At 43.0% G+C, this 26,794-nt stretch carries 22 protein-coding genes and 2 riboswitches; of the genes, 15 read left to right on the plus strand and 7 right to left on the minus strand.

Annotation, left to right across the window (positions count from 1 at the left end; all coding sequences use genetic code 11):
* The first annotated feature begins 14 nt into the window (after positions 1-14).
* The 4 genes from P6709_RS15975 (at position 15) to P6709_RS15990 (ending at position 4,175) form a co-directional block, all read left to right on the plus strand.
* Complete coding sequence (locus P6709_RS15975; RefSeq protein ID WP_278242042.1) at positions 15-1,256, plus strand: YjzC family protein; 1,242 nt, start codon at positions 15-17, stop codon at positions 1,254-1,256.
* Between the two features lie 249 nt (positions 1,257-1,505).
* Complete coding sequence (locus tag P6709_RS15980; RefSeq protein WP_278241941.1) at positions 1,506-2,033, plus strand: sigma-70 family RNA polymerase sigma factor; 528 nt, start codon at positions 1,506-1,508, stop codon at positions 2,031-2,033.
* The gene (locus P6709_RS15985) at positions 2,020-3,324 is read left to right on the plus strand and encodes a DUF4179 domain-containing protein (protein WP_278241942.1); all 1,305 of its coding nucleotides are present in this window, start codon (positions 2,020-2,022) and stop codon (positions 3,322-3,324) included. Before P6709_RS15980 ends, P6709_RS15985 begins: the two co-directional genes overlap by 14 nt.
* A gap of 116 nt (positions 3,325-3,440) precedes the next feature.
* On the plus strand, positions 3,441-4,175 hold the full coding sequence (locus P6709_RS15990) for a YqcI/YcgG family protein (protein ID WP_278241943.1): 735 nt from the start codon (positions 3,441-3,443) through the stop codon (positions 4,173-4,175).
* Between the two features lie 26 nt (positions 4,176-4,201).
* Here the strand turns inward: P6709_RS15990 and P6709_RS15995 are convergent, their stop codons facing one another.
* Positions 4,202-4,495 (minus strand): DUF6509 family protein, encoded by a 294-nt coding sequence (locus P6709_RS15995; RefSeq protein ID WP_278241944.1) that lies wholly within the window; start codon positions 4,493-4,495, stop codon positions 4,202-4,204.
* A gap of 155 nt (positions 4,496-4,650) precedes the next feature.
* Here P6709_RS15995 and P6709_RS16000 point away from each other — a divergent pair, with 155 nt between their 5' ends.
* From P6709_RS16000 to P6709_RS16010, 3 genes are all read left to right on the plus strand, one after another.
* Complete coding sequence (locus P6709_RS16000; RefSeq protein ID WP_278241945.1) at positions 4,651-5,175, plus strand: type 1 glutamine amidotransferase domain-containing protein; 525 nt, start codon at positions 4,651-4,653, stop codon at positions 5,173-5,175.
* 186 nt (positions 5,176-5,361) lie between these two features.
* Positions 5,362-7,101, plus strand: coding sequence for an ABC transporter ATP-binding protein (locus tag P6709_RS16005; protein WP_278241946.1), 1,740 nt, complete (start codon positions 5,362-5,364; stop codon positions 7,099-7,101).
* Complete coding sequence (locus P6709_RS16010) at positions 7,082-8,926, plus strand: ABC transporter ATP-binding protein (protein WP_442905355.1); 1,845 nt, start codon at positions 7,082-7,084, stop codon at positions 8,924-8,926. Before P6709_RS16005 ends, P6709_RS16010 begins: the two co-directional genes overlap by 20 nt.
* A gap of 111 nt (positions 8,927-9,037) precedes the next feature.
* Here the strand turns inward: P6709_RS16010 and P6709_RS16015 are convergent, their stop codons facing one another.
* Positions 9,038-9,988: a cation diffusion facilitator family transporter gene (locus P6709_RS16015; protein WP_278241947.1), complete on the minus strand. Its 951-nt coding sequence runs from the start codon at positions 9,986-9,988 to the stop codon at positions 9,038-9,040.
* A 238-nt stretch (positions 9,989-10,226) separates the two neighbouring features.
* Between P6709_RS16015 and P6709_RS16020 the strand changes: the two genes are divergently transcribed.
* The 3 genes from P6709_RS16020 to P6709_RS16030 all read left to right on the plus strand — a co-directional run bounded on the left by P6709_RS16020 (position 10,227) and on the right by P6709_RS16030 (position 13,079).
* Positions 10,227-11,348 carry a DEAD/DEAH box helicase gene (locus tag P6709_RS16020; protein WP_278241948.1) on the plus strand — a complete coding sequence of 374 codons (1,122 nt, stop codon included), beginning with the start codon at positions 10,227-10,229 and terminating at the stop codon, positions 11,346-11,348.
* A gap of 319 nt (positions 11,349-11,667) precedes the next feature.
* Positions 11,668-12,339 (plus strand): cobalamin B12-binding domain-containing protein, encoded by a 672-nt coding sequence (locus P6709_RS16025; RefSeq protein WP_278241949.1) that lies wholly within the window; start codon positions 11,668-11,670, stop codon positions 12,337-12,339.
* Entirely contained in the window at positions 12,336-13,079 is a 744-nt protein-coding gene (locus tag P6709_RS16030) for an STAS domain-containing protein (protein ID WP_278241950.1), read from the plus strand. The genes P6709_RS16025 and P6709_RS16030 overlap by 4 nt, the downstream gene beginning before the upstream one ends.
* 127 nt (positions 13,080-13,206) lie before the next feature.
* Here the strand turns inward: P6709_RS16030 and ade are convergent, their stop codons facing one another.
* On the minus strand, positions 13,207-14,958 hold the full coding sequence (gene ade, locus P6709_RS16035) for an adenine deaminase (protein WP_278241951.1): 1,752 nt from the start codon (positions 14,956-14,958) through the stop codon (positions 13,207-13,209).
* A gap of 141 nt (positions 14,959-15,099) precedes the next feature.
* A riboswitch (cyclic di-AMP (ydaO/yuaA leader) is annotated at positions 15,100-15,250 on the plus strand.
* A gap of 102 nt (positions 15,251-15,352) precedes the next feature.
* Between ade and P6709_RS16040 the strand changes: the two genes are divergently transcribed.
* Complete coding sequence (locus tag P6709_RS16040; RefSeq protein ID WP_278241952.1) at positions 15,353-16,009, plus strand: potassium channel family protein; 657 nt, start codon at positions 15,353-15,355, stop codon at positions 16,007-16,009.
* Between the two features lie 5 nt (positions 16,010-16,014).
* Positions 16,015-17,334: a TrkH family potassium uptake protein gene (locus tag P6709_RS16045; RefSeq protein ID WP_278241953.1), complete on the plus strand. Its 1,320-nt coding sequence runs from the start codon at positions 16,015-16,017 to the stop codon at positions 17,332-17,334.
* 119 nt (positions 17,335-17,453) lie between these two features.
* Here the strand turns inward: P6709_RS16045 and P6709_RS16050 are convergent, their stop codons facing one another.
* The gene (locus P6709_RS16050) at positions 17,454-18,092 is read right to left on the minus strand and encodes an SOS response-associated peptidase (protein WP_278241954.1); all 639 of its coding nucleotides are present in this window, start codon (positions 18,090-18,092) and stop codon (positions 17,454-17,456) included.
* A 233-nt stretch (positions 18,093-18,325) separates the two neighbouring features.
* On the opposite strand from P6709_RS16050, the gene P6709_RS16055 reads away from it, so the two are divergent.
* The 3 genes from P6709_RS16055 to metH all read left to right on the plus strand — a co-directional run bounded on the left by P6709_RS16055 (position 18,326) and on the right by metH (position 24,737).
* Positions 18,326-18,832, plus strand: coding sequence for a hypothetical protein (locus tag P6709_RS16055; protein ID WP_278241955.1), 507 nt, complete (start codon positions 18,326-18,328; stop codon positions 18,830-18,832).
* A 78-nt stretch (positions 18,833-18,910) separates the two neighbouring features.
* Positions 18,911-19,031, plus strand: a riboswitch (SAM riboswitch).
* Positions 19,032-19,450: 419 nt separating this feature from the next.
* Positions 19,451-21,313 (plus strand): bifunctional homocysteine S-methyltransferase/methylenetetrahydrofolate reductase, encoded by a 1,863-nt coding sequence (locus P6709_RS16060; protein ID WP_278241956.1) that lies wholly within the window; start codon positions 19,451-19,453, stop codon positions 21,311-21,313.
* Positions 21,291-24,737, plus strand: a complete 3,447-nt coding sequence (metH, locus tag P6709_RS16065; protein WP_278241957.1) for a methionine synthase — start codon at positions 21,291-21,293, stop codon at positions 24,735-24,737. The genes P6709_RS16060 and metH overlap by 23 nt, the downstream gene beginning before the upstream one ends.
* A gap of 150 nt (positions 24,738-24,887) precedes the next feature.
* On the opposite strand, the gene P6709_RS20480 is transcribed toward metH, so the two are convergent.
* The 3 genes from P6709_RS20480 to P6709_RS16075 all read right to left on the minus strand — a co-directional run bounded on the left by P6709_RS20480 (position 24,888) and on the right by P6709_RS16075 (position 26,711).
* A complete protein-coding gene (locus P6709_RS20480) occupies positions 24,888-25,103 on the minus strand; it encodes a hypothetical protein (RefSeq protein ID WP_336619005.1) in 216 nt (71 codons plus the stop codon).
* A 9-nt stretch (positions 25,104-25,112) separates the two neighbouring features.
* On the minus strand, positions 25,113-25,334 hold the full coding sequence (locus P6709_RS20485) for an SgcJ/EcaC family oxidoreductase (protein WP_336619006.1): 222 nt from the start codon (positions 25,332-25,334) through the stop codon (positions 25,113-25,115).
* Between the two features lie 354 nt (positions 25,335-25,688).
* Positions 25,689-26,711, minus strand: coding sequence for an FUSC family protein (locus tag P6709_RS16075; RefSeq protein WP_278241958.1), 1,023 nt, complete (start codon positions 26,709-26,711; stop codon positions 25,689-25,691).
* Positions 26,712-26,794: the final 83 nt, after the last annotated feature.

A 26,794-nucleotide genomic window follows, 5' to 3' on the forward strand; every position in this document is an offset into this window, starting at 1 on the left:
AATTATCATACACAATGAAGGAAATAGAATTAATCCAACAATGGCCTTTTCAAGTGAAATCTGAAACCCAGTCTATTTGCTTGGAAGAACAGAAGCTGGTTGATGAAATAAAGAGCAAGGTTGCCTTATTAAACCTTAACAATTTGACCAGAACAAAAGCCTATCTTGAATTTTATCGCAGGCACCCTGAGGTCCATTGGGCTCTCCTTGCTCATGTAGTCTCCCGAAATGGAGGCTGGAATATGACGGATTTAAAGGGGAGTCTTCTTAAACATGTGTTTGCATCCCACCCGAGAAAAGACTTTTTTATGTTTTTGGAGAAAGCGAATGCTTTTATTTTTCACGACGCCTACTCACAGCTCCTGCTGTATGAAAAAAGCAAAGAAGAAAAAAAGAATTACATGCATCTTCTTCCTCAATTTTGTGTCTCTGCTTTTATGGAACCTGTCTGGCAGTCGTTTTTGCGACATGCAAATTCAAAGCTGCTGACGGTTGCGTTAATTATCAATGAGCAGCATTACATAGAGCTGCGCCTCATATCCAGTCCTTATTACCGCAAACATGTTTATGCATCAGCTGTTTTTAAGCTGCAGGAAGCATTTCATTTAAACCATGTCATATTCCCTTATAAGGAAGGGGAGAGTGTAAAAGTGATTGGTTTAAATGTCAGTCATTTTGCTCCATTGGAACAGAGAATTGAACTAGGCAAAAAACTGTATGGAATGCTTTTTACTTCTCCGTACCAGCTGAAGGCTGTTCTTTCATTTGCCGCTTCCAAGCCTCATACGGGATCAAGAGCGGACTACTGGCCCGAACTATTTTCCCCGCAAATGGACGAAAATATTTGGAGTCCGGATCTGAACACCGCATGGGAAAATTGCCGCCATACGTATACAAATGAAGAGTGGTACAGACCAGGCGGGGGATTTCTATATTTTAGTGAGGTAGAACTGCCAGCGAAATTTGATATTACACAGCAATATGCCAACACACTTGCATTGGTTCGAACCGGGGCATTTCTGCTAAATAAATTTAAGATCAGCGGTCATACTAATGAGAGCAAAGGAGTGAAATACATGGGACAAAACCATCAATTTAAGCCTGGACAAAAAGCACCGAATAATGGGTACTATGTTGAAATTGGTGAAACAGGTAGTACCGTCAACGATCCAAATCAAATAAAACTTAAAGCGGGAGAAAAATTTCCTGATACGAAAAATGAAGATCGTGTTTGGATGCCTAAGCGGAAGCCGTAAACGGCCTTGGCTAAGTAAAAGTTCAAAAAAGCTATATGGTAAGGTAGTACTTATCTTAGGATAAAAAAGGATCTCCTGAAGCGCAGCGAACCGGTTAAAGAGGCTGGGACACTTTTGTCCCAGCCTTTTCTATTTCTAAACAATTTGTAAAACTTTTATAAATGTAAAACTTTTTTCAATTTACTCTGTCTAATGTATAGGAGAAAATTAACAAGTTGAGATAATTTTATAACAAAAAGAGGTGAGGAGATGGCAAAAGGCGATGTGGTGCAAAAAGCAATCACTGGAGATGATACTGCTTTTCTGCAGGTAATCCATCTCTATAAAATCGATTTATATAAGACGGCTCTTGCGTTTTTAAAAGATGAAGAAGAGGCACTCGAAGCGGTGCAGGAAGTTACGTATAGAGCATATAAATCGATCCGCAGCTTAAAAAATCCTGCATACATAAAAACCTGGCTGATTCGGATCATGATCAATTATTGCCAGGATGAACAAAAGAAGCATAAGCAAATGGTTTTTCATGATGACAAAATCAACCAGATTGCCGCTGCAGACGATTATTCATTCTTTGAATTAGAAGATGCGATGCAGATGCTTGAAGATAACGAAAGGGAACTGCTTCATTTAAAATACTTCAGCGACTTAAAGATTAAGGACATAGCTGCATTATGGAACCGGCCGGAAGGAACCATTAAAACCTGGCTGACAAAGGCGCTCGCCAAATTAAAAGAACATATGACAGAGGAAGGAGGTAAGAGGCGTGTATCAAAATGAGGAAAATAGATTACAAGAGCACAAACAAAAATACGATGAAATAGAAATACCATCAGACCGTTTGGATCAATCAATTTCTAAAGGAATGAGCCGGGCACATATGGAGTCAACAAAGAGTATAAGGAAAATAGGGCGTTGGATCGTGCCAATGATTGCTGCATCTATTCTGGTCTTTGCTTTCATTGCTTCCATCCGGGTATCCCCTGCTTTTGCGAGTCATGTGGCTTCACTTCCGGGAATGGAGAAAATGGTTGAACTGATTCACCATGATAAAGGGTTGATGTCCGCTCTGGAAAATGAATTTATGCAGGACATAGGTGTGTCTCAGGAAAACGATGGGATGAAGCTGACCATTGATTCTGCAATCGCTGATGAACAGGGTATGGTAGTCTTTTATTCTATAGAAACAGAGCAAACGCAAGAAGAGTTAACCATAAAAAAATCTGAATTAACTCTTGCTGATGGAAGTGAACTTGAAGCAGTGACTTCTTATGATACGGGACCGTTCCTGCAAAGCGACGGTTTTACGTCCAAGGTTGAAGTCATGTTTTCAAAACTATCAACTGATACTGACTATATTTTAAATGCAGAAATTGAGGGAGCCTCTTCATCAGAGAGTTTTTCCATCCCATTTTCAATTGAACACTCGGAGGAAACTAAGCACGTATATGAGCTTAACCAGACGGTTGACATTGAAGGGCAGTCGCTGATCATCGAAAGAGTGATCGTCTATCCAATTCGAACTGCTGTTGAGATCAAAGCACATCCTGATAACACCAAAAAAATTCTGCATTTTGAATCTATGCGCCTTGTAAATGAAGATGGAGAAGAGTGGTCAGGGTCCTCAAACGGTTTAACTTCAAGTGGAGACAATGAAACCGGCTGGTCTATTTATTTGCAGAGCAACTATTTTGAAAATCCAGATGAGCTGTACCTGGAAATAAATGAAATGCAGGCAATTGATAAAGAAGATGAATTTTTGGTGTTCGATACAGAACAGCGTGCCATTCTTCATCAGCCAAATGGTAATCGCCTTGTCTTTGATGAAATCTCAAACGGGACAGCTTTCTTCAGTATTGCTGATGAAAACTATGGATTTGTTCCATTTGGCTCAATAAAGGACAGCGAAGATAAGGAGTTTGGCATGTCAGGATCTTATAATTCAACAGGAGAAGGCTCAACCCGGTTCGGCTTTGATATTCCCAAAGAAGAATTCACCAACCCTTTGTATATTGAATTCGAGTTTTATCCTGCATGGATTGAAGATGAAGTCCTTATAAAAGTTAAGTAAAACAAGCATATTTGTAAATACTCCCCGTAAACTTTTAAATGTCTGTTTGCTTTTGTTTTACGCAGGTTGGAAGTGGGTAGAAGTAACAGTATTTATCAAAAATGGGGGCTGAGTGAATGATTGCGACAAGTTCAAAACTGCTGACAAAAGAACAAATGGAAGATCATGATAATCTGCCTGAATGGCTGGTGAGAGAATATAAAACATTTGAGGAAACGGTGACAGATGCTACGTTTCCATGCTACTTCGGCATGAAGGGGCAAAAAAAAGGTGAGCTTCGCTACGCCTATATTTCCAGAGAAGACTGGTCTAATCTGCCGGATGCGCTCGATGAATTTCTTGCGTTATTTAATGAGGCTACCAAGATCAAACACGGATTCTTTGTTTTTGTTGAGCCGTTTGAAGAAGAAGGCGAGCTTGACGTTTACCAAAAGCAATTCTGGGATATTCTTCAGTATCTTCACGAGCAGGATACAGTTGAATGGCCGGAGGAGCATCCGAAAGATCCCGACCATTTTTTGTGGGATTTTCATTTTAAAGGTGAGCCCATCTTTGTTTTTGGAAACGCTCCGGCATACAAGCAGCGCAAAACCCGCAACCTTGGAAACGGATTGGTCCTTGGATTCCAGCCGCGCGCCATTTTCCAGGGGCTTGAAGGAACAGAAAAAGGCGGAATTATGTCCCGCGAAAAAGTCCGTGAACGGGTGGAAAAATGGGACCAGCTTCCTAAACATCCGGACATCAGTCATTATGGAGACCCGGAACACAATGAATGGAAGCAGTTTTTTATCGGTGATGATATCGAACCGATTACAGGCAAATGTCCATTTATGCATAAGGACTTAAAGTGAAAAAACCGCCAATTGGCGGTTTTTTCTTATGCTTCTTCCGGTAAATTGGATAAGCAGAACGCTTCAATTTCAGCATATTCATCGTCTTCAAGTTCAAAATCCATCGGCTGGGAAGTTGCTTTATCCATTAAATCATATTTCACAATTCCTTTATTGCCGTCCTCTACACGAAAAATAACTTTAATAGCGACTCCCGTTTCTGTGTAAAGCTCATCGTCTTCAGGAACATCCACTTCCAGCATGTATTCATAACGGTCTCCTGTTAAAATGCCAAAAGGATCGTTTATTTTTTCAACCGTATATTCTGTAATTTTAATCATTTTATCATCCTTTCTCTTTAACTGCTCTCCTTAGTATACAGAAAAAGAGAGGGATTGTATTCCTTTTGATGAAGAGCAGTAATCACAGCATAATTTTGCGTTTTGGAAATACTGACTAAGGGAATGGTACACTACCAGATGGAGGTGCTTTAAAAATGAGACTGCAAGGAAAAAAAGTGATCGCTTTAGTCAGTCCGGATTTTGAAGATCTGGAGCTGTGGTATCCGGTTATGCGACTTCGTGAAGAAGGAGCCGAGGTGCATTTAGTTGGAGAAAATAAAGCAGAAACCTATATGGGCAAGTATGGTGTACCGGCTCAATCCGAGTACGCCTTCGGAGAAATTGAACCTTCCGACTACGACGGTGTTTTGGTTCCAGGCGGATGGGCTCCTGATAAATTGAGAAGATACCCGGAAGTGCTGGCTATGGTCCGGCATATGGATAAGCATGAAAAACCAATTGGACAAATCTGCCACGCCGGCTGGGTCCTGATTTCTGCGGGAATTTTGCAAGGCAGAGAAGTGACCAGTACCCCAGGCATTAAAGACGATATGATAAATGCAGGAGCAACCTGGCACGATGAACCGGTCGTGAGGGACGGTCATATTGTATCAAGCAGACGCCCGCCGGATTTGCCCGAGTATGGAAAATTGTTTGCAGATGTGCTGGCAGAAAAATAAGGACTGGCACCTATTCATGAGAGGCTGTGGCTTACTAGTCACAGTCTCTCTGTTTCGTTCCAGGCAATTTTAAGCTGAAGCGCAGGCTCAGTCTACTCAATTTAAGAAAATTGTGATAAAGTTTTCAAAAAGACTATTTCGAGTATCAAACAAAATAGCGCATTTGCCTGACTGGAGGAGCACAGAATGAAACGGATTTTTCCTTTTTTAACCCCTTATCGAATTGCCATCGTGATTGCTCTCTCCCTTATGCTGATGGAGCTTGCAGTGGAATTGATACAGCCCTTGCTTATTGCCAGAATTATTGATGACGGTATTCTGGAGCAGGATGTCTCGGTCATTATTCTCTGGGGAGGCGTACTGATCGGCTGTTCGTTTTTGGCTTTTGCAGCCGGTGTAACCAACTCTTTTTATTCCTCTCATGTCAGTCAAAGCTTTGGATTTGACGTTAGAGAAGCTTTATATGATAAAGTTCAATCCTTTTCCTTCACGAACTTCAGCAAGACCCCTACATCTTCTTTGATTACAAGGCTCACAAATGATGTGACCATGCTGCAAAATACGGTCTTTATGAGTTTGCGTATTATGATGCGGGCGCCTCTTTTAGTGATCGGGAGCGTCATCATGGCTTTGTTAGTTAACTGGCGGCTTGCGCTGGTTTTAGTTGTAGCTGTTCCCGTTCTTGTGGTGTTTTTATTGTTTATTATGCGAAGAGCGGGCGGCCTTTTTAAACTTGTTCAGGAACGGGTGGATCACGTCAATAACGTGATGCAGGAAAATCTGGCAGGTATCCGATTAATTAAAGCCTTTTTAAGAGCTCAACATGAAATGAAGCGGTTCAGGCAATCTAGTGAAGTGCTGATGGAAAATACCGTCAAGGCGCTTCGCCTGGTAGAAGTGACGATGCCTATTATCCTGCTTGTTATGAATGCCGGCATTATCGTGATTTTATGGTATGGCAGTGTTGAAGTGTCCACCAATCGTGCAAGTGTAGGAGATGTCGTGGCTGTCGTTAATTACGCAACCCGGATGACAGGTGCCTTATCCATCGTCACGATGATTATTATGGTGTTCTCAAGAGCAAAAGCATCTGGCAGCCGAATCGGAGAAGTATTGGAAACAGAAGTGGATTTACTGGATAAAGAGTCAAGTGAAGAGCATGCGATGAAAGAAGGAGACATTGAATTTGAAAATGTAACATTTATGTATCCTGAGACAAGTGAAAAAGTGCTGCGTGATCTTTCTTTTAGAATAGAAGGAGGAAAGCGGGTTTCCATCGTGGGGGCGACAGGGTCAGGTAAATCAACTCTGTTTCAGCTGATCCCAAGGCTGTATGATTTGACTGGCGGAAAAATCCTGATCGATAACAGAGACCTTACTTCATACAGGCTGGAAAATCTGCGGCAGCAAATCGGCTTTGTTCCCCAGGAAGCAATGCTTTTTACCGGTACAGTGAGGGAGAACATCGCATGGGGGGACCAGGAAGCAAGCTTCGAAGCGATTCAGGAAGCTGCGAAAAGGGCTCAAATACACGATACGATCATTAATTTGCCTAAGCAATACGATACCCAGCTTGGACAAAAAGGAGTCAATCTCTCAGGAGGTCAAAAGCAGCGTTTGTCTATTGCGAGAGCCCTGGTACGAAAGCCGGCAATTCTATTAATGGATGACAGCACCAGTGCACTGGATATGAAAACGGAAGCTGATCTTCTTGAATCCCTGAATGATTTATCCTGTACCACCATTATGATTACGCAAAAAATCAGTACGACAATGGCATCAGATCATATCCTGCTTCTTGATGAAGGTGAACTTCTGGCTCAGGGGACGCATGAAGACCTGCTCAAACGATCTCCGCTTTACCTGAAAATTGTTGAATCACAGATCGGGAAGGAGGCGCTTACCCTTGCTCAAAGAAGTCGTTAGACCTTTTCAGTATAAGAAAAGATCCTTTGCAGAGATCGATGAGTCCAACCGGAATCAGCATGAGAAAAAGAAGGCACAGGATCCAGCCGGTACGCTAAAAAAAATATGGTCGTTCCTTGCCATGAACAAGGGAAAGCTTTTCCTTGTAATTCTAATGGTTGTGATAAGCTCAGCGATGGCGCTTCTCGGTCCTTTTTTAGTTGGTATGGGAATCGATGATTATATCGTAAATCAAGATGCAGGCGGTCTTGTACAGCTGCTGTGGATATTGGGAGTTATTTATATCATTCATTCTCTATCCTCCTGGTTTCAGGCAATGTGGATGGTCAGAATCGCTCAAAACACCGTTTATACCATGCGTACCAGATTATTTAACCATCTGCACAAGCTGCCGATTCCTTTTTTTGATAAACGTCAGCATGGTGAATTAATGAGCCGTGTAACCAACGACATGGAAAACGTCAGCTCTACCTTAAACAGCTCAGTTATTCAAATTGTTTCTAGTTTATTAACGCTGGTTGGGACGGCTGCTGTCATGCTTTATTTAAGCCCTCTTCTCACACTGATTACGTTGCTGGTGATTCCTGCCATGTACTTTGGGTTAAAATGGATCACAAAACGTACAGGCAGACTGTTTAAGGAGCAGCAAAGAAATTTAGGGGACTTAAACGGGTATATTCAGGAGACGTTATCAGGCCAGCGAATTATCAAAACCTTTTCACAGGAAAAAAAGGTGATCCATCAATTCAAAGAAAAGAATGAAGGCCTGCGACTCGCCGGCTTCTGGGCACAGACGTTTTCAGGGTTTATTCCAAAGCTTATGAACTTCCTGAATAATTTAAGCTTTGCCATTATCGCCCTTGTAGGCGGACTATTAGTCGTAAACGGGGACGAAGTGGTGACAATCGGTGTCATTGTCATTTTTGTCGAGTATTCCCGACAGTTTACCCGTCCATTGAATGATCTTGCGAATCAGTTTAACACCCTGTTATCAGCTATTGCAGGTGCTGAAAGGGTTTTTGATATTATGGATGAAAAGGAAGAGCGCAGAGATGAAACAGAAGCGGTTCAATTAGACGACCTTAAAGGAGAAGTCACGTTTTCTCATGTCTCGTTCGCATACGAAAAAGACGAGGCTACATTGACTGACATCTCATTTACCGTTTCACCCGGTGAAACCGTGGCATTTGTTGGACCAACGGGAGCCGGTAAAACGACGATGATTAATTTGCTTTCACGCTTTTATGATGTTAATGAAGGTGTCATTACAATGGATGGAAGGGATATTAAAACCATTCAACGGTCATCACTGAGAAGTCATATGGCCTTTGTTCTCCAGGATTCTTTTTTATTTGAAGGGACGATTCGGGAAAATATCCGCTACGGCCGCTTGACTGCGACAGACGAAGAGGTTGAAAAAGCAGCCGAACTTGCCAATGCGGCATCTTTTATCCGGAAAATGCCCAAGCAGTTTGATACATTCATCCAAGTGGAAGGACAGGGGATCAGTCAAGGCCAGAGACAGCTCCTATCTATTGCGAGAGCCATTTTGGCTGACCCGAAAATTCTTGTGCTGGATGAAGCAACAAGCAGCATCGATACCATTACGGAAATTAAAATCCAGGAAGCTCTTCAGCGTCTGATGGAAGGCAGAACCAGCTTTGTTATTGCTCACCGGCTGAACACCATTCAAAATGCCGATCAAATAATGGTGCTGCAAAACGGAAAGCTGATTGAACGGGGAAACCACGAAAGCCTGATCAGTCAAAAAGGTTTTTACGCCGATCTGCACAACAGTCAGCTGAGGGAAAAAATGATTCTGTAAAAGGCAGAATGTGCAAATTTAATTTCAAAAAAAGGCTGGGACTCAACTTCAAGTTGTCCCAGCCTTTTCTTTATGAGAAATGACGATCACAAGTCAGCAAGTGAAAAGATGTTATACCCAGTCTGCCTTGAGGTTGTCTTCATCAAATTCTACGATGACGTCTGTAACTCCTTTTTGTGCATATATCAGAAGTGCCAGCCGATCCTTGATCGAATCGGCTTCAGCAATTGTCAGCGTCGGGTCCACTTCAATCTCCACTTCTACATGGAGATGCTCCCCCTCTTTTACGACTTCAATCCGCTGAATATCCTTTACATGTGAGTCTGCGAGGATAATGCCTGCAATATGCTGGCGCATTTCTTCGTCAGTTTCCCCGATGGCGCCCCGTGCGTTTTCAAGAAATACACGACCAACCACATAAAACATCATCAATCCAATTACAATCGAGGCAATTCCTTCTGCTTGCCCAAGGCCGGTAAAATACGTAATAAGAACAGCAATAATTGCGATAATGCCTCCGCTTGTTGCAACCAGGTCCTCCATGAAAACAAGCTTAGTTGCCGGTTTTGCCCGTTTTAAATTGGTAAAGCCCAGTCCAAATACTGATAATCCGCTTCCTTCTTTTCCGGTTTCATGCAAAACTTCTTTTGCCGCTTTATACAGAACAAATAGTTCAAGTAAAACAGCAATTCCAAGAACAGTCAGTGTAATTGCGATCCCTGTGCTTTCTCCCGGGTGCAATAGATAATGAATTCCTTCTTTGACTGTTTCATAAGATAAGATTCCTACAATAATAACAGCACCCAGACAAACTAAGTTAACGAGTCTCCCAAAGCCATTTGGAAAACGGTCTGTTGGTGCCTTTTTCGACAATGCTGACCCGATAAAAACAAAAAGCTGATTGGCAGCATCGCCGAATGAATGCATCATTTCTGCAAACATTGCCACATTTCCAGTCAGTAAAAATGCCCCTAACTTTAAAAATCCAATAAACGTATTAACGATGGCAGCCATAAAAGACGGCTTATTTCCGCCTTTTAACAGCCGAAAAAAATCACCCATACCCAGTTCCTCCTCCTTAACCTGACTTCATCTATACATACCCCTAAAAAATAGAAATCAGACTAAACCTATTAACTATTTTTGTTAATCTTATTGCACGAGTAATAGGATTCTATACAGTAAAGCACAAAATGGGCCAGGCCCCTTTTGTGCTTTACTGCACTACAGAAGTTACCCTATTTCTCCAAACGGTGGTATAATAACAGAATGAATAGGAAAGATCGGAGAGTGGATTTAGATGTTAGTTAGAACAGAGGATAGATGGAAGGAAGCGGGGTTTGGAGAGTTTAAGCCGGTGCAGGAGCGTGTGATTCCGCTTATAATGAGCGGCAGGGATGTTCTTGCTGAGTCGCCGACTGGAACAGGAAAGACGCTGGCGTATCTCATTCCGGTAATTGAGAAAATGGAGATTGCTAAAAAACTGCCTCAGACCATTATTTTAGCTCCATCAAAAGAATTGGCTATGCAGATTTTAGATGTAGCTCAATCGTGGGGGAAACCGAGTGGTATAAGAGCTGCTTCTATCATTGGAGGCGCAAATCCAAAAAGACAGCTTGAAAAATTAAAAAAACAGCCGCATATTTTAATTGGAACACCTGGACGGATTTTGGAACTTATTAAGCAGAAAAAGATAAAAACGCATGAAGTCACAACTTTAGTGCTTGACGAAGTGGATCAGCTTTTCCTGCCTGAGCATACTCAGGCAATATCAGATATTATTAAAAGCACACTGGCAGATCAGCGCCAGATTGCCATGTTCTCTGCAACGCTTCCAAAGGAGATTGAGGAACACGGAAAATCGATCACGAAAAATGCTGAAGTCATCCGAGTAGAAAGAGATGCATCCCAAGCAGCAAATGTAACTCACCAGTACATGGTCTGTGAATCACGTGAAAAAATAGATTTAATCCGGCGGATCGTTCGAATGGATTCCATGAAAAAAGAAAAATCACTGGCATTTATGCGTGAAGTCCGTGATGTACTTACTGCAACAGAAAAGCTCAATTACAAGAATCTGGAGATTGCACCGCTGCACAGTGATCTTTCGAAGGAAGAGCGTGCTGCTTCCATGCGCAAATTCAGGAATGGGGATCTCTCCCTGATGCTTGCTACCGATGTGGCAACACGCGGCCTTGATATTCAGGATGTAACCTATGTGATTCACATGGATGCAGCGGAAGATTTGGATCAATATATTCACCGCTCCGGCAGAACAGGTAGAGCAGGGGCAAGCGGAACCGTTCTTTCATTTGTATCTCCTATGGAGGTTAAGCAGATCAAACGCTATGCCCGCGAGTTGAATGTGGATCTTAAAGAAGTAACGATTCAGCGTGGAGATTGGCAGTCTGTCGAGTCTTAAAATAAAGCATGTTGCTTCAGGTGTGGATGATAAATCCGTCCGGGCAGCATGCTTTTTTTAATGTGCTCCAAATGGGTCCCGGTAATTAAGATTATTTGACTTTTATCTTAAGAAAGCTGACAATTTATATAAAGAAAAAGATCGTGCATGTATCATCGTATTCGTGCTGAGATATTTCTTTGCAATGATGCAAAGGAGACAGCAGAAACGGCCAATGAACCATTTCCAAGTGGTAAAAAGCCGCACTGCTGCAAATACTTTGTACAGGATATAGATGAATAATTTTATGGGGACATCGGCCAAAGGGGTGTAGGAAGGCATGACTGCAACGTATACACAATCATTTACGAACGAAATTTTATCCGGTGACCAGGAGTCAAGCTGGTCCATTATTAAACAGGCTGTGGATGAGGGAAAGAAAACAGATTATATCTTTCATCATATTATTACCCCTTCAATGGTTGAGATAGGGGCTTTATGGCAGGAAAATAAAATTTCAGTGGCAGATGAACATCTTGCTACAGCAACCTGTGATTTTATTTTGGCTAGATATAAATTTGAGATCCTGCAGCCAAGAATCAACCAAAAGGATTCGGTAATGGGGAAGGCTCTTTTTTTCTGTGTGGAAAATGAGGAGCATGACCTTGGAATTCGAATGACGGCCCAGCTGTTTGAAGAAGAGGGGTATAACGTCAGAATGATGGGAGCTAACCTGCCGCTTGAATATGTGAAAGAAATGGCGAGTGTCTGGATGCCGGATGTTGTTGGAGTATCTGCCAGCATGCTCGCTCAGGGAAAAAAGGTTCCCTCTTACATACAAAGCTTCATGGAAACGCTGGATGGAACAGAGCTGCTGGTAGGCGGACGTTATTTATCTCTTCAAGCTGAGGAAGCCCTTCAATCCATTAACCACCGGGTTACGATGGTCCGCTCCCCGGAAGATTTATCTAAATGGATGGAGAAAGACAGAAAGCGAGGAGAGGAAGATTGAGCAGCATTGAAACACTGGCTCTCCCTGCAATCGAGATGAACAAAGAGATGAGGGTTCTTCAATCTTCTGAAGAAGCGTTGGACCTTTTTGGCGAAGGAGAAAAGATTACCGACTGGATTGATGCAGAAAGTCAAACTAAAGCGGAGAAATTTTTGCTTGATACCACCCAGTCAAAAATAGAATTAAATATGATCACAAAAAATAATCAGACAGCCCTTTTTACACTTCACGTAAAATGGACAGAAGAAACCTGTTCCATCATATTCATGGAACAGGAAGCTCTGCTGCTTGAACTGATGACTAAAATTAATGAGCATAAAAAACGGCTTCAGGAAACGGATATGGAACTGCTGCTGAAAAACAACCAGCTTAACACTTCTTTTCAGCGAATTCAGGAGCTGTCCACTGCCATCATTCATCTCGCACCATCTGTCATTTTGATACCGTTATTTGGTGATTTGGACGGGACTTTGCTTGAACAAAGCAAAGTCAGAATTTTATCGCATATTTCACAAAATGGGGTGCATGAACTAATTGTAGACATGCAGTCAGTCGGAAAAATGGAACCAGAAGGCATCGAGCAGCTTATCCAATTGATCGGAAACTGTTCGCTGATGGGAGCTAAAACCTATATTACCGGTGTTAAACCTGAGCATGCAGACGGATTAAATCGGTATAATATGCTGGAATATGCCACTTTTATTAATACATTAAAACATACCATTGCCCGTTTGGTGTGACCTTGCATAACAAAATATTTTTAAAAAATCCGGACTCATTTGAATTCAGCTATCAGAATTCGCGTGAGTCCGGATTTTATTGTTCCGAATGACTACGTGTGTTTGAATCGAACGAATGCATGTACGATCATACATCAATATGCGAAAAAGAAATAACATCAAACAAGCCTGTGTCCGTCAGCTTAAGAGAAGGAATGACGGGCAGGGCTAAAAATGAAAGAATGGAAAATAAATTAAAGGCCGCATGAGGTGAGACCTGATGCAGGCCATCTAGAACCGTCTGCATATCGTGCTTGGCCTCCTTCACGTTTTTTATCGACATCAATCCACCCAGACGAAGCTCCATTTCTCCAATGATTTTTCCATCTTGAACGACAACCAGTCCGCCCTGATTTTGCTCCAGCCAATTGACCGCCTGCAAAATGGCATCATCAGAGGTTCCCGCAGCAATAAGGTTGTGTGAATCATGTGAGACAGTTGATGCAATTGCGCTATTCGGTGCCAAACCAAACCCTCTAACAATTGCAGTACCTACAGTCCCCAGTGCCTGATGCCGTTCTGCAACTACAAGCTTTTGAAGATCCGTATTAAGAGCAGGATCAAAAAAACCAGCAGCATCCAGCGCCACCTTTTCTTTTACGTGCTTTGTTTTGATTTGACCAGGGATGATTTCAATAATATTGGCGATCTCTTTTGCCGGTTTTACCTGAAGCTGTGCTTTTGATACCGGTTTTAAATGAACGGTATTGATGCATTCATCCAGTCCGTCAGCTTTATAGGACCACTCGTTTAAAAGCTTCGACCCCTCTGATACAGGTTCTCCGTTTTGAATAACACTCTCGATCTTTACTTCTTTAAGATCTGATATCAGAATCAGGTCTGCCTTCATACCGGGGGCAACAGCTCCTCGGTCATGCAGATCATAGCATTGAGCTGCATGTAAGGTTCCCATTTGATAAGCAAGCAGGGGATCAAGGCCGAGTTGAATGGCTTCTTTCACACAATGGTTGACGCTTCCTTCCTGTATCAGTTCATCAATATGCTTGTCGTCGGTGCAAAATGAAAAACGATGAGCATTTTGATAGGTAACGGCCTGAATTAAGGCAGGAAGATTTTTAGATCCGGAGCCCTGGCGGATCATCACCCGCATCCCCAATCGAATTCTCTCAAGGGCTTCTTCCGGTGTCGTGCATTCATGGTCATTCCGGATGCCGGCAGCTAGATAGCCATTGATTTCATCGGCCGATAAACCGGCTAAATGACCGTCAATCATGCCGGTGCGGGATCGGGCATCATGAATTTTTTGAATCATATCGGGCTCTGTGTTCACAACCGCAGGATAATCCATGACCTCGGCAAGACCTAAAACGCGGGGATGATCATATAATGGTCGCAGGCTTTCAGCATTTAAAAAAGCACCTGCATGTTCAAAAGAAGTTGCAGGAACACTTGATGGCAGAACAAAAAAGATGTCTATAGGAAGATCCTCTGAATTTTGCAGCATATAGTCAATCCCTTTAGTCCCTAACACATTTGCAATTTCATGTGGATCAGTAATGATGGTCGTTACACCATGCGGCAAAATGACTTTGGCAAATTCAGACGGCGTCAAAGTAGTTGATTCCACATGAATATGGCCATCAATAAATCCAGGGGAAACAAATAAGCCATTCGCATCGATCGTTTTAAGTCCTGTATAATTATCTCCTACCGCAGCAATGGTTCCGTTAATGATAGCAATATCACCTGTGGTAATTTCCCGTGTATACACATTTATGATCCTGCCGTTTTTTATGACAAGATCAGCCGGTCGTCTGCGCTGAGAGACCTCAATTCGTTTCGTTAATTCCTCCTTGGAGGGGATTGGCTGTTTTTGCATGAGGCGGGCTCCTTTCTACTTTTCTTTGATAAATTCTCTTCTGAAAAGTATAGGTCGAGCAGAGCAGAAGAGCAAATAATATTTTTTTGTAAATCCTCTTTACTCTTTTAAAGAAGGAGCGTAATATTGCTCTCATAGTAAGATTCTAAGTCGCTGAATTTCTTAAGGAAAACGGGGGAACCACACATGCCTTCTTTTTGGAGGCAAGGGGTGAAGCCTTTAGTTTCAAGGCGGGGCTACTCTTCATGCCCTAATCCGACAGCTAACCTCGTAAGCGTTAAGGAGAGAGAATGATGCTTGTGAGCCATTAACTGACCACAGGATAATTTCCTCGTGGATTTTTTTGTGCAAAAAAGGCAACGATGACAGTAATGATGGAAGAAGGATGGGAAAGATGAGAAAACAATTCGCTGTATTAGGTCTTGGCAGCTTTGGCGGTCATTTAGTAGAAGAATTTAATGAGATCGGGGCAGATGTTTTTGCCATGGATCGCAATGAAGAAGTAGTAGATCGTTACAGTGACCTTGCCACGCATGTAGTACATGGTGATGCCCAGGATGAACAGCTGCTGCTTCAAGCTGGGATCCGTAATTTTGACCTGGTCGTTGTATCATTTGGTGAAAATATTGAAGCAAGCATTTTAACTACGATTATCTTAACGGATATCGGTGTAAAAGAAATCTGGGTAAAAGCGTCAAGCTTATATCATCAAAAGGTTCTGGAGAAAATTGGTGCGACACGAGTCATCCGTCCCGAAAAAGACATGGCCAGAAGAATCGCGCACCGTCTAACTTCCGAGCACTTTATTGACTATGTGGAGCTGTCAGATGAGCACTCCATGGTGGAAATTAAAGCTACACCCAAAATTGTAGGAAAGACGCTTGCTACTTTAAATGTGAGAAACCGGTTCGGATGTAATATTGTTGGGATTTACCGCAACCATGACATGCTTGTATCACCGAGTGGAGAAGACAAAGTGCTTGAGGGAGATGTTTTAATCGTTATTGGTGAAAACCGTAAACTTCATCGATTTGAGAAGCAGGGAGTCTGACCTATATGAAAAAGACGGGCACGTTAACTCCCCCGCAGCTTTTAATTGCTGTTTTTATCATTAGCATTTCTATCGGAACTTTGTTGCTGAAGCTGCCCTTCGCTTCTACAGGAGAGCTAAGCTGGCTGGATGCTTTTTTTACCGCAGTTTCAGCCATGACTGTCACAGGGCTTGCTGTAGTAGACACCGGGACCATGTACACAATTTTCGGTCAGGTTGTGATTATGTGTCTGATTCAGCTTGGCGGGCTAGGAATTATGACATTTGCGGTTTTAATTTTCCTCTTGCTTGGAAGAAAGATCGGCTTTAAGGAAAGGCTCATTATCCAGCAGTCCTTAAATCAAAATGGTGCAGGAGGAATTATCAGGCTAGCAATCGAGCTTGCGATCTTTGCTTTTATTATAGAAGCTTTTGCTGTTATGCTGCTCGCAACTGTATGGGTCCCTGAGTTTGGCATGGCAAAAGGGCTTTACTTCAGCTTGTTTCATGCTGTATCTGCCTTTAATAATGCGGGCTTCGGGTTAAAGGCAGATAGTTTATCCGGCTATGTAAATGATCCTCTTATTAATATCGTCATCTCCGCTCTGTTTATACTTGGGGGGATCGGGTTTACTGTGCTGATTGACCTTTGGCATTCCCGTTCTGTTAAACAATTGAGCCTGCACACAAAAATCATGGTGCTTGGAACCTTTGTTTTAAACGTGGTGGCAATGCTTTACATCTTCCTGAATGAATATGGAAATCCTCTCACGCTGGGATCAATGGAACTGGATGGAAAGCTGTGGGCCTCCTATTTTCAGGCTGTAACGCCGCGGACGGCAGGCTTTAATACGCTCGATATCGCCAGTTTGGATGATTCGTCTATTTTATTCATTATTGTCCTCATGTTTATTGGGGCAGGCAGTGCATCAACCGGCGGGGGGATAAAAGTGACGACCTTTGTGATTATTCTGCTTGCCACTGTTTCTTTTTTCAGAAGAAAAGCAGAGATTAATTTATTCAGCCGTCAGATCAAGCAGGAGCTTGTCTTTAAATCACTGGCTATTGCCATGAGCAGCATATTGCTTGTGACGTTTGCTCTGATGATTTTAACCCATACGGAAAGCGGCTTTACCTTTATAGAAATTGTGTTTGAAACCGTCTCTGCTTTTGGAACGGTGGGTTTATCCATGGGCATAACAGGTAATTTAAGCGAAGCAGGGAAGGTAGTGCTCATCGTGGTGATGTTTGTAGGGAAGCTGGGTCCGCTGACACTTGCTTTTTCAATCGCAAAGCCGGATCACAGTAAGATAAAATATCCGAAAACCGATGTTCTCGCGGGATAAGAGAACGTCAACTTACAGATCGTTAAGTATTTGTAGAGATCAATTTTTGGAGGCTGGGACAAATCGTCTCAGCCTTTTTATATTCAGTTTAAAAAGCATAAAGGCATACTCATACAGATTTACTTTGCTGTTTTAAAGAAGTCATTTGAAATTTTCTCAAGCTCGATTTTCTCAGGTTTGCACGGGTGCAGGAGGTCTTTAAGCTCCTGTTCCGGCGTATTTGGATTCAGCCATTTTGAATAAGCGTCAGGCTCTAAAATCACAGGCATTCTATCATGAATGGAAGCCATTTTTTCATTCGGCTGGGTAGTTAATATTGTGCAGCTCCGAATACTGCCTTCCTCGCTTTTCCATGTCTCCCACAGACCGGCAAAGGTAATAAGAGAATCATGAGAGGGCTTGATTGCATAAGGCTGCTTTTCTCTGCTGTTGATTTTATGCCATTCATAAAAGGAGGAAGCAGGGATTAAACACCTCTTTTTTTGAAATGCCCGCTTAAAGCTGGGTTTTTCAGCTGCAGTTTCTGACCGTGCGTTAAATGTTTTATAGCCAACTTTTTCATCCTTAGCAAACGGAGGAATAAGCCCCCATCGAAATTGAACAGGATACCGAACCTCATCTACTTCTACAACAGCAGTGACATATTGAGAAGGGGCAATATTCGTTCCTGTTGCATACTCAAAGTCGCCCCTCATTTTAAAATCGTAATGAGCTTTTAAATCTGCAAGCGCCTCGATCAGTGAAAACCTGCCGCACATATGCCATGCTCCTCTCTCATTCGTTTTCATCAGTTTAACAAATTAAAAGAAGTGAATAAACAATAACAGCTTTTGGAAAATGGTAAACAGAGTGATTGAGTGTAAAAAGACAGAAAATACTAAATATATTTAATAGTTAGACTTTTGGGTTATTTTGGGTATTCGCTTGAAATCTTTCGTTCTACGAAGGATAATGGGTAAGAATCTTTTACATATATAGGGGGACAATTTAAATGAAGAAATTTTGGTTAATTACAGCACTGGCAGGAGCATTAACCATGGCTGCCTGTTCATCAGATGAAACCGCAAACGAGCCAGCAGAAGAGGACGATTCAGCGGAGGAAGTGATGACAGAAGAACCCGCTGAGGAAGAAGAAGAATCGTCTCTTTTTGTCGTTGGAGATGAAGCAGATGTTAATGGAGCAGCAATGTCAGTCACACAAGCAGGAGTAGTTGAAGAAATTGATGAAACGCAAAGAGTTTATGAAATCTCATTGAATGTAACAAATGATTCGGAAGAAGAATTGACTATTACAAATGAAAACTTTGTAATGATGGACCTTGCAGATGAAGAAAAAGAAGCTCATGGAGAAGAAGTAAATGTCACAATTCCATCAGGTGAATCTGCGGAAGCAACATTTCAATATGCAGCCTCTACTTCAACCGCCTTCAAATGGATTGGTACATTCGAAGAGGAAGAAGTCGAATGGCGTCTACCGGGAATTACTGCACTTGACTAACTTTATAGAAAGCGAAAGTTATGTTGACAGAACAATCCTCATCTAGTAGAGTAATCGTAATTAATTAAATAGTTTGGATTCTTATCAAGAGAGGTGGAGGGAACAGGCCCTGCGAAACCTCAGCAACCTTCATGATCTTCATTTCATGAAAAGGTGCTAACTCCAGCTTGCACACAAAACCGTGCAAGGAAGATAAGGAGAGTTGTAAACAAACCTACAGGTCTTCTTATACAAATAAGAAGGCCTTTTTATTTTAAAAGCGTAAGGCGCTCGTTCAGCTTCGACAAGCATAAGACGCCCTGCACAAATAGGCGCTTTTTGCCTATTGGGCAGGGTGGCTTATGACCTCGAGGAGCTAGCGCCTGAAGCTGGATAAAGTAAAAGCGTAAGGCGCTCGTCCAGCTCCGACCAGCATAAGACGACTTGCACAAATAGGCGCTTTTTGCCTATTGGGCAGAGTGGCTTATGACCTCGAGGAGCTAGCGCCTGAAGCTGGATAGGGTAAAATCTGAAGGCGCTCGCCCAGCTTCGACAAGCATATAACAAATTGGTAAGCATAGTAGATGATTGAGAAGAGAAAGGCTTAAGGACCGCAGTGAGAGGGAGAGGAGAATGAATATGAAGCTTGAGGATGCGCTGAAAGAAAAAATACTTATAGCAGACGGTGCGATGGGGACATTGCTTTATTCATACGGAACGGATCAGTGCTTTGAGGAGCTGAATATCTCGCAGGCAGAACATATTCAGCAGATACATTCTGCTTATATCGAAGCAGGGGCAGATGTTATTCAAACCAACACGTACGGAGGCAATTACCTGAAGCTGGAGAGGTACGGTCTACAGGATCATGTAAAAGAAATAAACAGCGCAGCAGTTCGAAATGCTAAGAAAGCAGCCGGTGAAACGACGCATGTGCTGGGAACAATCGGCGGCATCAGAAGCATTCGTCCTCAATCCATCGAGCTCGAAGAAATTAAGCGAACATTCAGAGAGCAGCTATACTGCTTGCTGCTTGAAGGGGTGGACGGGCTTCTGCTTGAAACGTATTACGATCTGGAAGAGCTTTCCACAGTAGTCCAGATCGCACGAAAAGCTACAGATTTGCCGATTATCGCACAGGTCTCCCTGCAGGAAATAGGAGTGCTTCAGGATGGAACTCCTGTTGGGGCTGCTTTGAAGCAGCTGGAGGAGCTTGGAGCTAATGGAGTCGGGATTAATTGCCGGCAGGGTCCCTTTCATATGCTCCGGTCACTTGAAAGTGTGCCGCTTCCTAAGCAGGCTTTTTTATCTTCTTATCCTAATGCCAGTCTCCCTTCTTTTACAGATGGCGGCCTGCAGTATAACAATAATCCTGAATATTTCGGGGAAGTGGCAAAATCGTTTCAGGCTCAGGGGGTAAGACTGCTTGGAGGCTGCTGCGGAACAACGCCGGATCATACACGCGCCTTTTCTAATGCACTCAAAGGAGCAGTCCCTGTAACGGAGAAAAAAATCCGTGAGCCTGAGTCAAAAATTGAAGTCAGATCAAGAGCAATCGATCTTCCCGAATCGCTGCCATCCATTGTCGCATCGAGGCCTTCAGTAGTAGTGGAGCTGGATCCTCCAAAAAAACTCAACACAGAAGCGTTTATGCGAGGAGCTAAAGCTTTAACAGAAGCTGGGGCAGATGCCATTACACTTGCCGACAATTCACTGGCAAGTCCACGGGTTTCAAATGAGTCACTTGGCCATTTAATTAAAGAAAAAATCGGTGCAAGACCGCTTGTTCATATTACCTGCAGGGACCGAAATCTGATTGGGCTCCAGTCTCATTTAATGGGCCTTCATACACTGGGTCTTCACGATCTGCTCGCTGTGACGGGTGACCCGACAAAAGTGGGGGACTTCCCTGGAGCGACTTCGGTATATGATGTTTCTTCCTTTGAGCTGATTGAAATGATCAGCCAGCTTAATCGCGGAGTTTCCATGTCAGGAAAAGACTTGGGGGAATCGACTTCATTCTCAATCGGAGCTGCCTTTAACCCGCATGTCAGAAGTGTAGAGCGTGCTGTTTTACGAATGGAGAAAAAAATTGCAGCAGGTGCAGATTACTTTATGAGTCAGCCGGTTTTTTCACAGGAAAAACTGCTTGAAGTCTATGAGCACACGAAGCATATTGAAAAGCCGATGTATATTGGATTGATGCCGTTAACGGGAAGCCGCAATGCAGAATTTCTTCATAATGAAGTACCGGGCATTAAGCTTTCAGATGAGGTGCGGGAACGGATGGCAAGAGTATCAGGCGATAAAGAGCAGTCCGCTAAAGAAGGGATTGCCATCACAAAATCTCTCATCGACGCAGCGCTTGAGCTTTTTAACGGGATTTATTTAATTACCCCTTTTATGCGCTACGAAGTGACTGCTGAACTGACGAAATACGCAAATAAACAAGCTGCAAAAAGAGCCGGAGGGATTCACAATGTGTCCAACATTATTCACTGATCAACTAAAAAAGAAAATCCTTATAATGGACGGGGCAATGGGCACAATGCTCCAGGAAGCCCGGCTAAGTGAAGAGGACTTTGGCGGAGAAGAATTTGAAGGGTGCAATGAAAACTTAAACCGCACCAGACCGGATGTGATTGAACGAATCCATGATGCTTATTTTGAAGCCGGTGCGGACATTGTTGAAACAAATACATTCGGCAGCATGAGTGTGGTGCTTGAAGAGTATCACATTTCAAAGGACGCCTACGAATTAAGCAGGCTCGGAGCAGAAATTGCAAGAAGATCTGCTGATAAGTGGTCGACTGCGGAGCGGCCAAGATTTGTAGCGGGCTCGATGGGCCCAACAACAAAAACACTCAGTGTAACCGGAGGAACGACGTTTGACCAATTGACTGAGTCCTATGCCGAACAGGCAACTGGATTGATTGATGGCGGATCTGACCTCTTGCTGGTGGAAACGAGCCAGGATTTGCTGAATGTAAAATGTGCTTTTTTAGGCATACAAAAAGCTTTTGAAAAAACCGGTAAAGAGCTTCACGTTATGATTTCAGGAACCATTGAACCGATGGGGACCACTCTTGCGGGTCAGACGATCGAGGCCTTTTATATAAGCGTGGAGCATATGAATCCCGTTTCGGTGGGGCTTAATTGTGCGACCGGTCCTGAATTTATGCAGGACCATATCCGCTCACTGGCTGATTTGAGCAATTCCTATGTGAGCTGCTACCCTAATGCAGGGCTGCCGGATGAAGAAGGAAACTATCATGAAACTCCGCTTTCTTTAGCCAAAAAGCTGGAGGGATTTGCTGAAAAAGGCTGGCTGAATATTGTAGGGGGCTGCTGCGGCACAACTCCTGCCCATATTAAAGCTCTTTCTAAGACAATGGCAGCGTATGAGCCGAGAAAGTTTGAGAAAAAACAGGTTCACACAGTATCCGGTATTGAACCGCTGGTCTATGATGACCCTTCCATGCGCCCTCTGATGATCGGAGAACGGACCAATGTCATCGGCTCACGGAAATTCAAGCGGCTGATTGCTGAAGGGAAAATTGAGGAGGCCTCTGAAATTGCCCGTGCCCAGGTGAGAGGCGGCGCGCATGTGATTGATATCTGTCTTGCGGATCCTGACCGTGAAGAACGTGAGGATATGGAGACATTTATTCAGGAGGTTGTTAAAAAAGTAAAGGTTCCGCTTGTCATTGATTCAACCGATGAAGAGGTAATTGAACAAGCCCTCAAGTATTCTCAAGGGAAAGCGATCATTAATTCGATTAATTTAGAGGATGGACTTGAACGCTTTGATGCGGTCATTCCTTTGGTAAAAAAATTTGGAGCGGCTGTTGTAGTAGGAACCATTGATGAAGTGGGAATGGGTGTCACAGTCGACCGAAAGCTTGAGATCGCTAAGCGTTCCTACTCCATTTTAGTGGATGAGTATGGCGTTAATCCTTCTGATATTATTTTTGATCCGCTCGTTTTTCCGGTCGGAACGGGCGATGAGCAGTATATCGGTTCAGCTAAAGCTACTGTAGAAGGAATCAAGGCAATTAAAGAAGCACTTCCGCTTGTGCAGACGACTCTCGGAATCTCGAATGTATCATTTGGATTGCCGCCTGTTGGCAGGGAAGTATTGAATGCTGTTTTTCTCTACCATTGCACACAAGCCGGTCTTGACTATGCCATCGTTAATACAGAAAAACTGGAGCGGTTTGCTTCTATTTCTGAAGAAGAAATTAAGCTGGCTGAAGAGCTGCTGTTTGACACTACAGACGAATCACTTGCAACCTTCACAGAGTTTTACCGGGGCAAGAAAAAAGAATCCAAATCAACGATGCCTGATATGACGCTGGAAGAACGTCTGGCTTATTATGTGGTGGAGGGAACGAAGGAAGGACTTTTACCGGATCTGGAGCTGGCTCTTGGAGAGTACGACGCTCCGCTTGGCATCATTAACGGCCCGCTGATGACAGGCATGAAAGAGGTAGGCAGGCTGTTTAACGATAATCAGCTGATTGTAGCAGAGGTCCTGCAAAGCGCAGAAGTGATGAAAGCGGCTGTTGCCTTTCTTGAACCGCATATGGAAGCCTCTGATACTTCCTCCTCTAAAGGAAAAGTGCTGCTTGCGACAGTAAAAGGGGACGTTCATGATATTGGGAAAAACCTTGTGGATATTATTTTAAGCAATAATGGCTATGAGGTAGTGGACCTTGGCATTAAAGTGACACCGCCTGTTCTCATCGAAGCGATTAAAAAAGAGAAGCCGGACATTATTGGACTTTCAGGTCTTCTGGTCAAATCAGCTCAGCAAATGGTAATTACAGCAGGAGATATGAAGGAAGAAGGACTGGATATTCCGATCTTAGTAGGCGGTGCGGCTCTTTCGAGGAAGTTTGTTGATACGAAAATATCGCAAAATTATGAAGGACTTGTTTTATATGCAAAAGATGCGATGAACGGACTAACACTCGCGAATCAATTGCAGGATGAACTTGAGAGGGAGCAGCTTGTAGAAGAACGACGCCTGAAAAAAGAAGCGGCCGCCAATGCTGCAGTGGCAGAACCGGAGAAAAAAACCGTAACGGCAGTAAAAACAAAGCCTGCCGTCAATACAGATGTTCCGGTTTTTACACCTTCTGACTTAAAGCGCAGAGTGCTAAATTCCTATTCAGTGGCGCATGTAGAAGCTTATATTAATCTGCAGATGCTCATTGGCCACCATCTTGGAGTGAAAGGAAAGATTTCAAGATTGCTTGCTGAGAAAGATGAGAAAACCATGAAGATCAAAACGGTCGTGGATGATCTGATTACGGAAGTGAAGGCAGAATCCCTCATCCAGCCGTCAGCAGTGTATCAGTTTTTCCCTGCTCAAAGCGACGGGGATGATGTGATTATCTATGACCCTGAGAATCCGGCAAATGAAATTGAACGATTTACTTTCCCCCGTCAGCCAAGAGAACCATTTCTGTGTCTGGCAGATTATTTAAAGTCAGTTGAGAGCGGTGTTATGGATTACGTTGGCTTTTTCTCTGTTACTGCAGGGCGTGGAATTAGAGAAAAAGCGCAGGCCTACAAAGAGCAGGGGCGTTTCCTTGAAAGTCATGCCCTTCAGTCACTGGCTCTTGAAACAGCGGAAGGATTTGCTGAGCTGCTTCACCAGCAAATGAGAGACCGGTGGGGCTTTCCGGACCCGGTGGACTTTACGATGCAGGAGCGTTTCAGTGCGAAATACCATGGTCAGCGTTTTTCCTTCGGCTACCCGGCCTGTCCGAATCTGGAGGATCAGGAGAAATTATTTAAGCTGATCAGACCTGAAGAAATTGGAATCGAGTTGACGGATGGATATATGATGGAGCCGGAAGCTTCTGTTTCTGCTATTGTATTTGCTCATCCTGAAGCCAGATATTTTAACGTGCTTTAACCTGAGAATTTTTTCACAAAAAAAGAACTGCCTTCACGGACAGGAAAATTGTTCGTGAGGGCAGTTTTTATTCATGTCTTAGGTCTAGATTTGAAATAATGTTTGATTTTATGGGCATCAAAAAGCAGCAAAGAAAGGTGCTTTATCTGCTTATAGTTGTTCTCTCAATTCATTTGTCATTTGTTTCACCAATTCAGGTCTGCCATGAAATTGAGCAGGTGTATTTTGGAATAATAAAATTTTCCATTCATCTTCAATTAACTCTAAAACTACTGTGTGATGAGTATTTACCTCTGGTTTTATATCAGATTCACCAGGGGGGATCATCCCGGCAATGGCCCTGAGCATGGCTCCCTTATCGCCCATAAACTCAATTTATTTAATTTTGATAACGTAAGGAGCAGTTGGATGGTCTCTAAAGATTGGCTCTAAATTGGCAGCAATTTCTTTTGGACCCTTGGATACACTGCCATCAAACCCTATACTTTCACCTGATTCAGAAAATAGACTGGCCATCCCTTGTGCATTACGCTCATTCCAAGAGGTGGTCAATTGATTATATACCCCTTTAATTTCTTCTTCATATTTTTTAACCATGAAAATCCCCCTTTTTTAATTCAATACCATTATTATTTCACATATGGAATCCAATCAAAAAATTTAATGAGGTTCTTTCTTTAAATAATGAAATTAAGATGTAAAGATTCCTTTCTCCTTTTAAGAGTAAGTATCTCGCAGCTGAGTTTCAAGTATCCTGCCATGTTTGGTACATATATCAGTGAATCTTTTTCAATAAATTTAGTTTAAGCAGAATTACTTAATTAAGTACATCCCGTTAGGCCCCCCTTCAGAAAAAAAACCAAAAGGGTCAAAACGGTGCAAATTTTCATATACATTGTATTAGCTCCATATTAGGCTCTCGATGAGTTGAAATAGTAGAGCAGCATCCCGCTAAAGGTCTGCAGGCTTGGTGCTTGGCACGCGGACGAAATCTTTCCGTTTTCGAAGCAGTGCATGAATGGTCAGCAGTTCAAAGTATATATAACTTTTTAAGGGCAGTTCATCTTCATGCGTTTCATTTTTTAATGCATCACGCATCGTTTGCAAAGAGCTGCGGCTGATGGGTTCTAAGTGCTGCGTGCTGTGCACCCGTTCTATCAGCTGCGCCGTTAATTGTCTAATGTCTTCCTTTTCTTTGTCGGACCAGTGCGGCTCGTCCTGTACCGGCGGGGAAATTAAGTTGGTAAGATGATAGGTAAGCTGTTTCAGCAAATAGATTTTCTTTTGATGAAAATGCACCTTTCTCATTTCCTCCCGTTTGTATTTATGATAGTGCCATTCTTCAAGCTGAAATTTGCAGAGGGTTTCTATTCGGTCGAGTTTATGCCGCAGGCGCTCTGCTGTTCCCTCAAGGTGGCGTGAGCGAACTTTGCCATTTAATAGCTCTTCAATGCGCTGTTGAAATATAGCAGTAAACTCGTGCTGAGATTCGTTGGACTGCTGGGTGATCTGTTTTTCATATTTAGGCGGAAGTAAAACAAAGTTGACGAGCGTAGAAGTGAACAGGCCAATAAGTGTTGTGCCAAGCCGTGTAATAAATGTAAGCATAAAATGATCTTCTGCTCCAGGAATCATGGCAACGGCTGTTAAAGCAGCCACCAGCATTCCAGCCTCCAGCCGGAGCTTATGACAAAGCCAGATCGTCACGACTGCAGCGATAGCATAGGTGATGGCGATGTCTCCAAGTAAAAAAGCAGTAAGCATCGCAACGGCGCCTCCGATGGCTGATGCGGGAAAACGGATCATCCCTTTTCGGATGGAGTCGGCTGCGGTCGGTTCAATCGTAACGATGGCGGTAATAACCGCAAACATAACAGGGAGATTGAGAAGCTGGCATATGAATGCTGTAATAAAAACGGCTACCCCTGTTTTAACGATTCGTCCGCCTATAAATCTATTTTTTATCCATTTCATCTTTTTAACATCCCTTATGAAAGTGCTTTCTTTAAAAACATCCAATTTTTAGTCATCCCAAAGTATAGCATAAAATGAACATC

Origin of the sequence: Jeotgalibacillus sp. ET6, assembly GCF_029667115.1 — a bacterium.
In the GTDB taxonomy this organism is placed as follows: domain Bacteria; phylum Bacillota; class Bacilli; order Bacillales; family Jeotgalibacillaceae; genus Jeotgalibacillus.

Bases quoted from the DNA above. Each gene is read 5' to 3' on its own strand.
- P6709_RS15975 (WP_278242042.1), top strand. From the start codon at position 15: ATGAAGGAAATAGAATTAATCCAACAATGGCCTTTTCAAGTGAAATCT.
- P6709_RS15980 (WP_278241941.1), top strand. From the start codon at position 1,506: ATGGCAAAAGGCGATGTGGTGCAAAAAGCAATCACTGGAGATGATACT.
- P6709_RS15990 (WP_278241943.1), top strand. From the start codon at position 3,441: ATGATTGCGACAAGTTCAAAACTGCTGACAAAAGAACAAATGGAAGAT.
- P6709_RS15995 (WP_278241944.1), bottom strand. From the start codon at position 4,495: ATGATTAAAATTACAGAATATACGGTTGAAAAAATAAACGATCCTTTT.
- P6709_RS16000 (WP_278241945.1), top strand. From the start codon at position 4,651: ATGAGACTGCAAGGAAAAAAAGTGATCGCTTTAGTCAGTCCGGATTTT.
- P6709_RS16005 (WP_278241946.1), top strand. From the start codon at position 5,362: ATGAAACGGATTTTTCCTTTTTTAACCCCTTATCGAATTGCCATCGTG.
- P6709_RS16015 (WP_278241947.1), bottom strand. From the start codon at position 9,988: ATGGGTGATTTTTTTCGGCTGTTAAAAGGCGGAAATAAGCCGTCTTTT.
- P6709_RS16020 (WP_278241948.1), top strand. From the start codon at position 10,227: ATGTTAGTTAGAACAGAGGATAGATGGAAGGAAGCGGGGTTTGGAGAG.
- P6709_RS16025 (WP_278241949.1), top strand. From the start codon at position 11,668: ATGACTGCAACGTATACACAATCATTTACGAACGAAATTTTATCCGGT.
- ade (WP_278241951.1), bottom strand. From the start codon at position 14,958: ATGCAAAAACAGCCAATCCCCTCCAAGGAGGAATTAACGAAACGAATT.
- P6709_RS16040 (WP_278241952.1), top strand. From the start codon at position 15,353: ATGAGAAAACAATTCGCTGTATTAGGTCTTGGCAGCTTTGGCGGTCAT.
- P6709_RS16045 (WP_278241953.1), top strand. From the start codon at position 16,015: ATGAAAAAGACGGGCACGTTAACTCCCCCGCAGCTTTTAATTGCTGTT.
- P6709_RS16050 (WP_278241954.1), bottom strand. From the start codon at position 18,092: ATGTGCGGCAGGTTTTCACTGATCGAGGCGCTTGCAGATTTAAAAGCT.
- P6709_RS16055 (WP_278241955.1), top strand. From the start codon at position 18,326: ATGAAGAAATTTTGGTTAATTACAGCACTGGCAGGAGCATTAACCATG.
- P6709_RS16060 (WP_278241956.1), top strand. From the start codon at position 19,451: ATGAAGCTTGAGGATGCGCTGAAAGAAAAAATACTTATAGCAGACGGT.
- metH (WP_278241957.1), top strand. From the start codon at position 21,291: ATGTGTCCAACATTATTCACTGATCAACTAAAAAAGAAAATCCTTATA.
- P6709_RS20480 (WP_336619005.1), bottom strand. From the start codon at position 25,103: ATGGGCGATAAGGGAGCCATGCTCAGGGCCATTGCCGGGATGATCCCC.
- P6709_RS20485 (WP_336619006.1), bottom strand. From the start codon at position 25,334: ATGGTTAAAAAATATGAAGAAGAAATTAAAGGGGTATATAATCAATTG.
- P6709_RS16075 (WP_278241958.1), bottom strand. From the start codon at position 26,711: ATGAAATGGATAAAAAATAGATTTATAGGCGGACGAATCGTTAAAACA.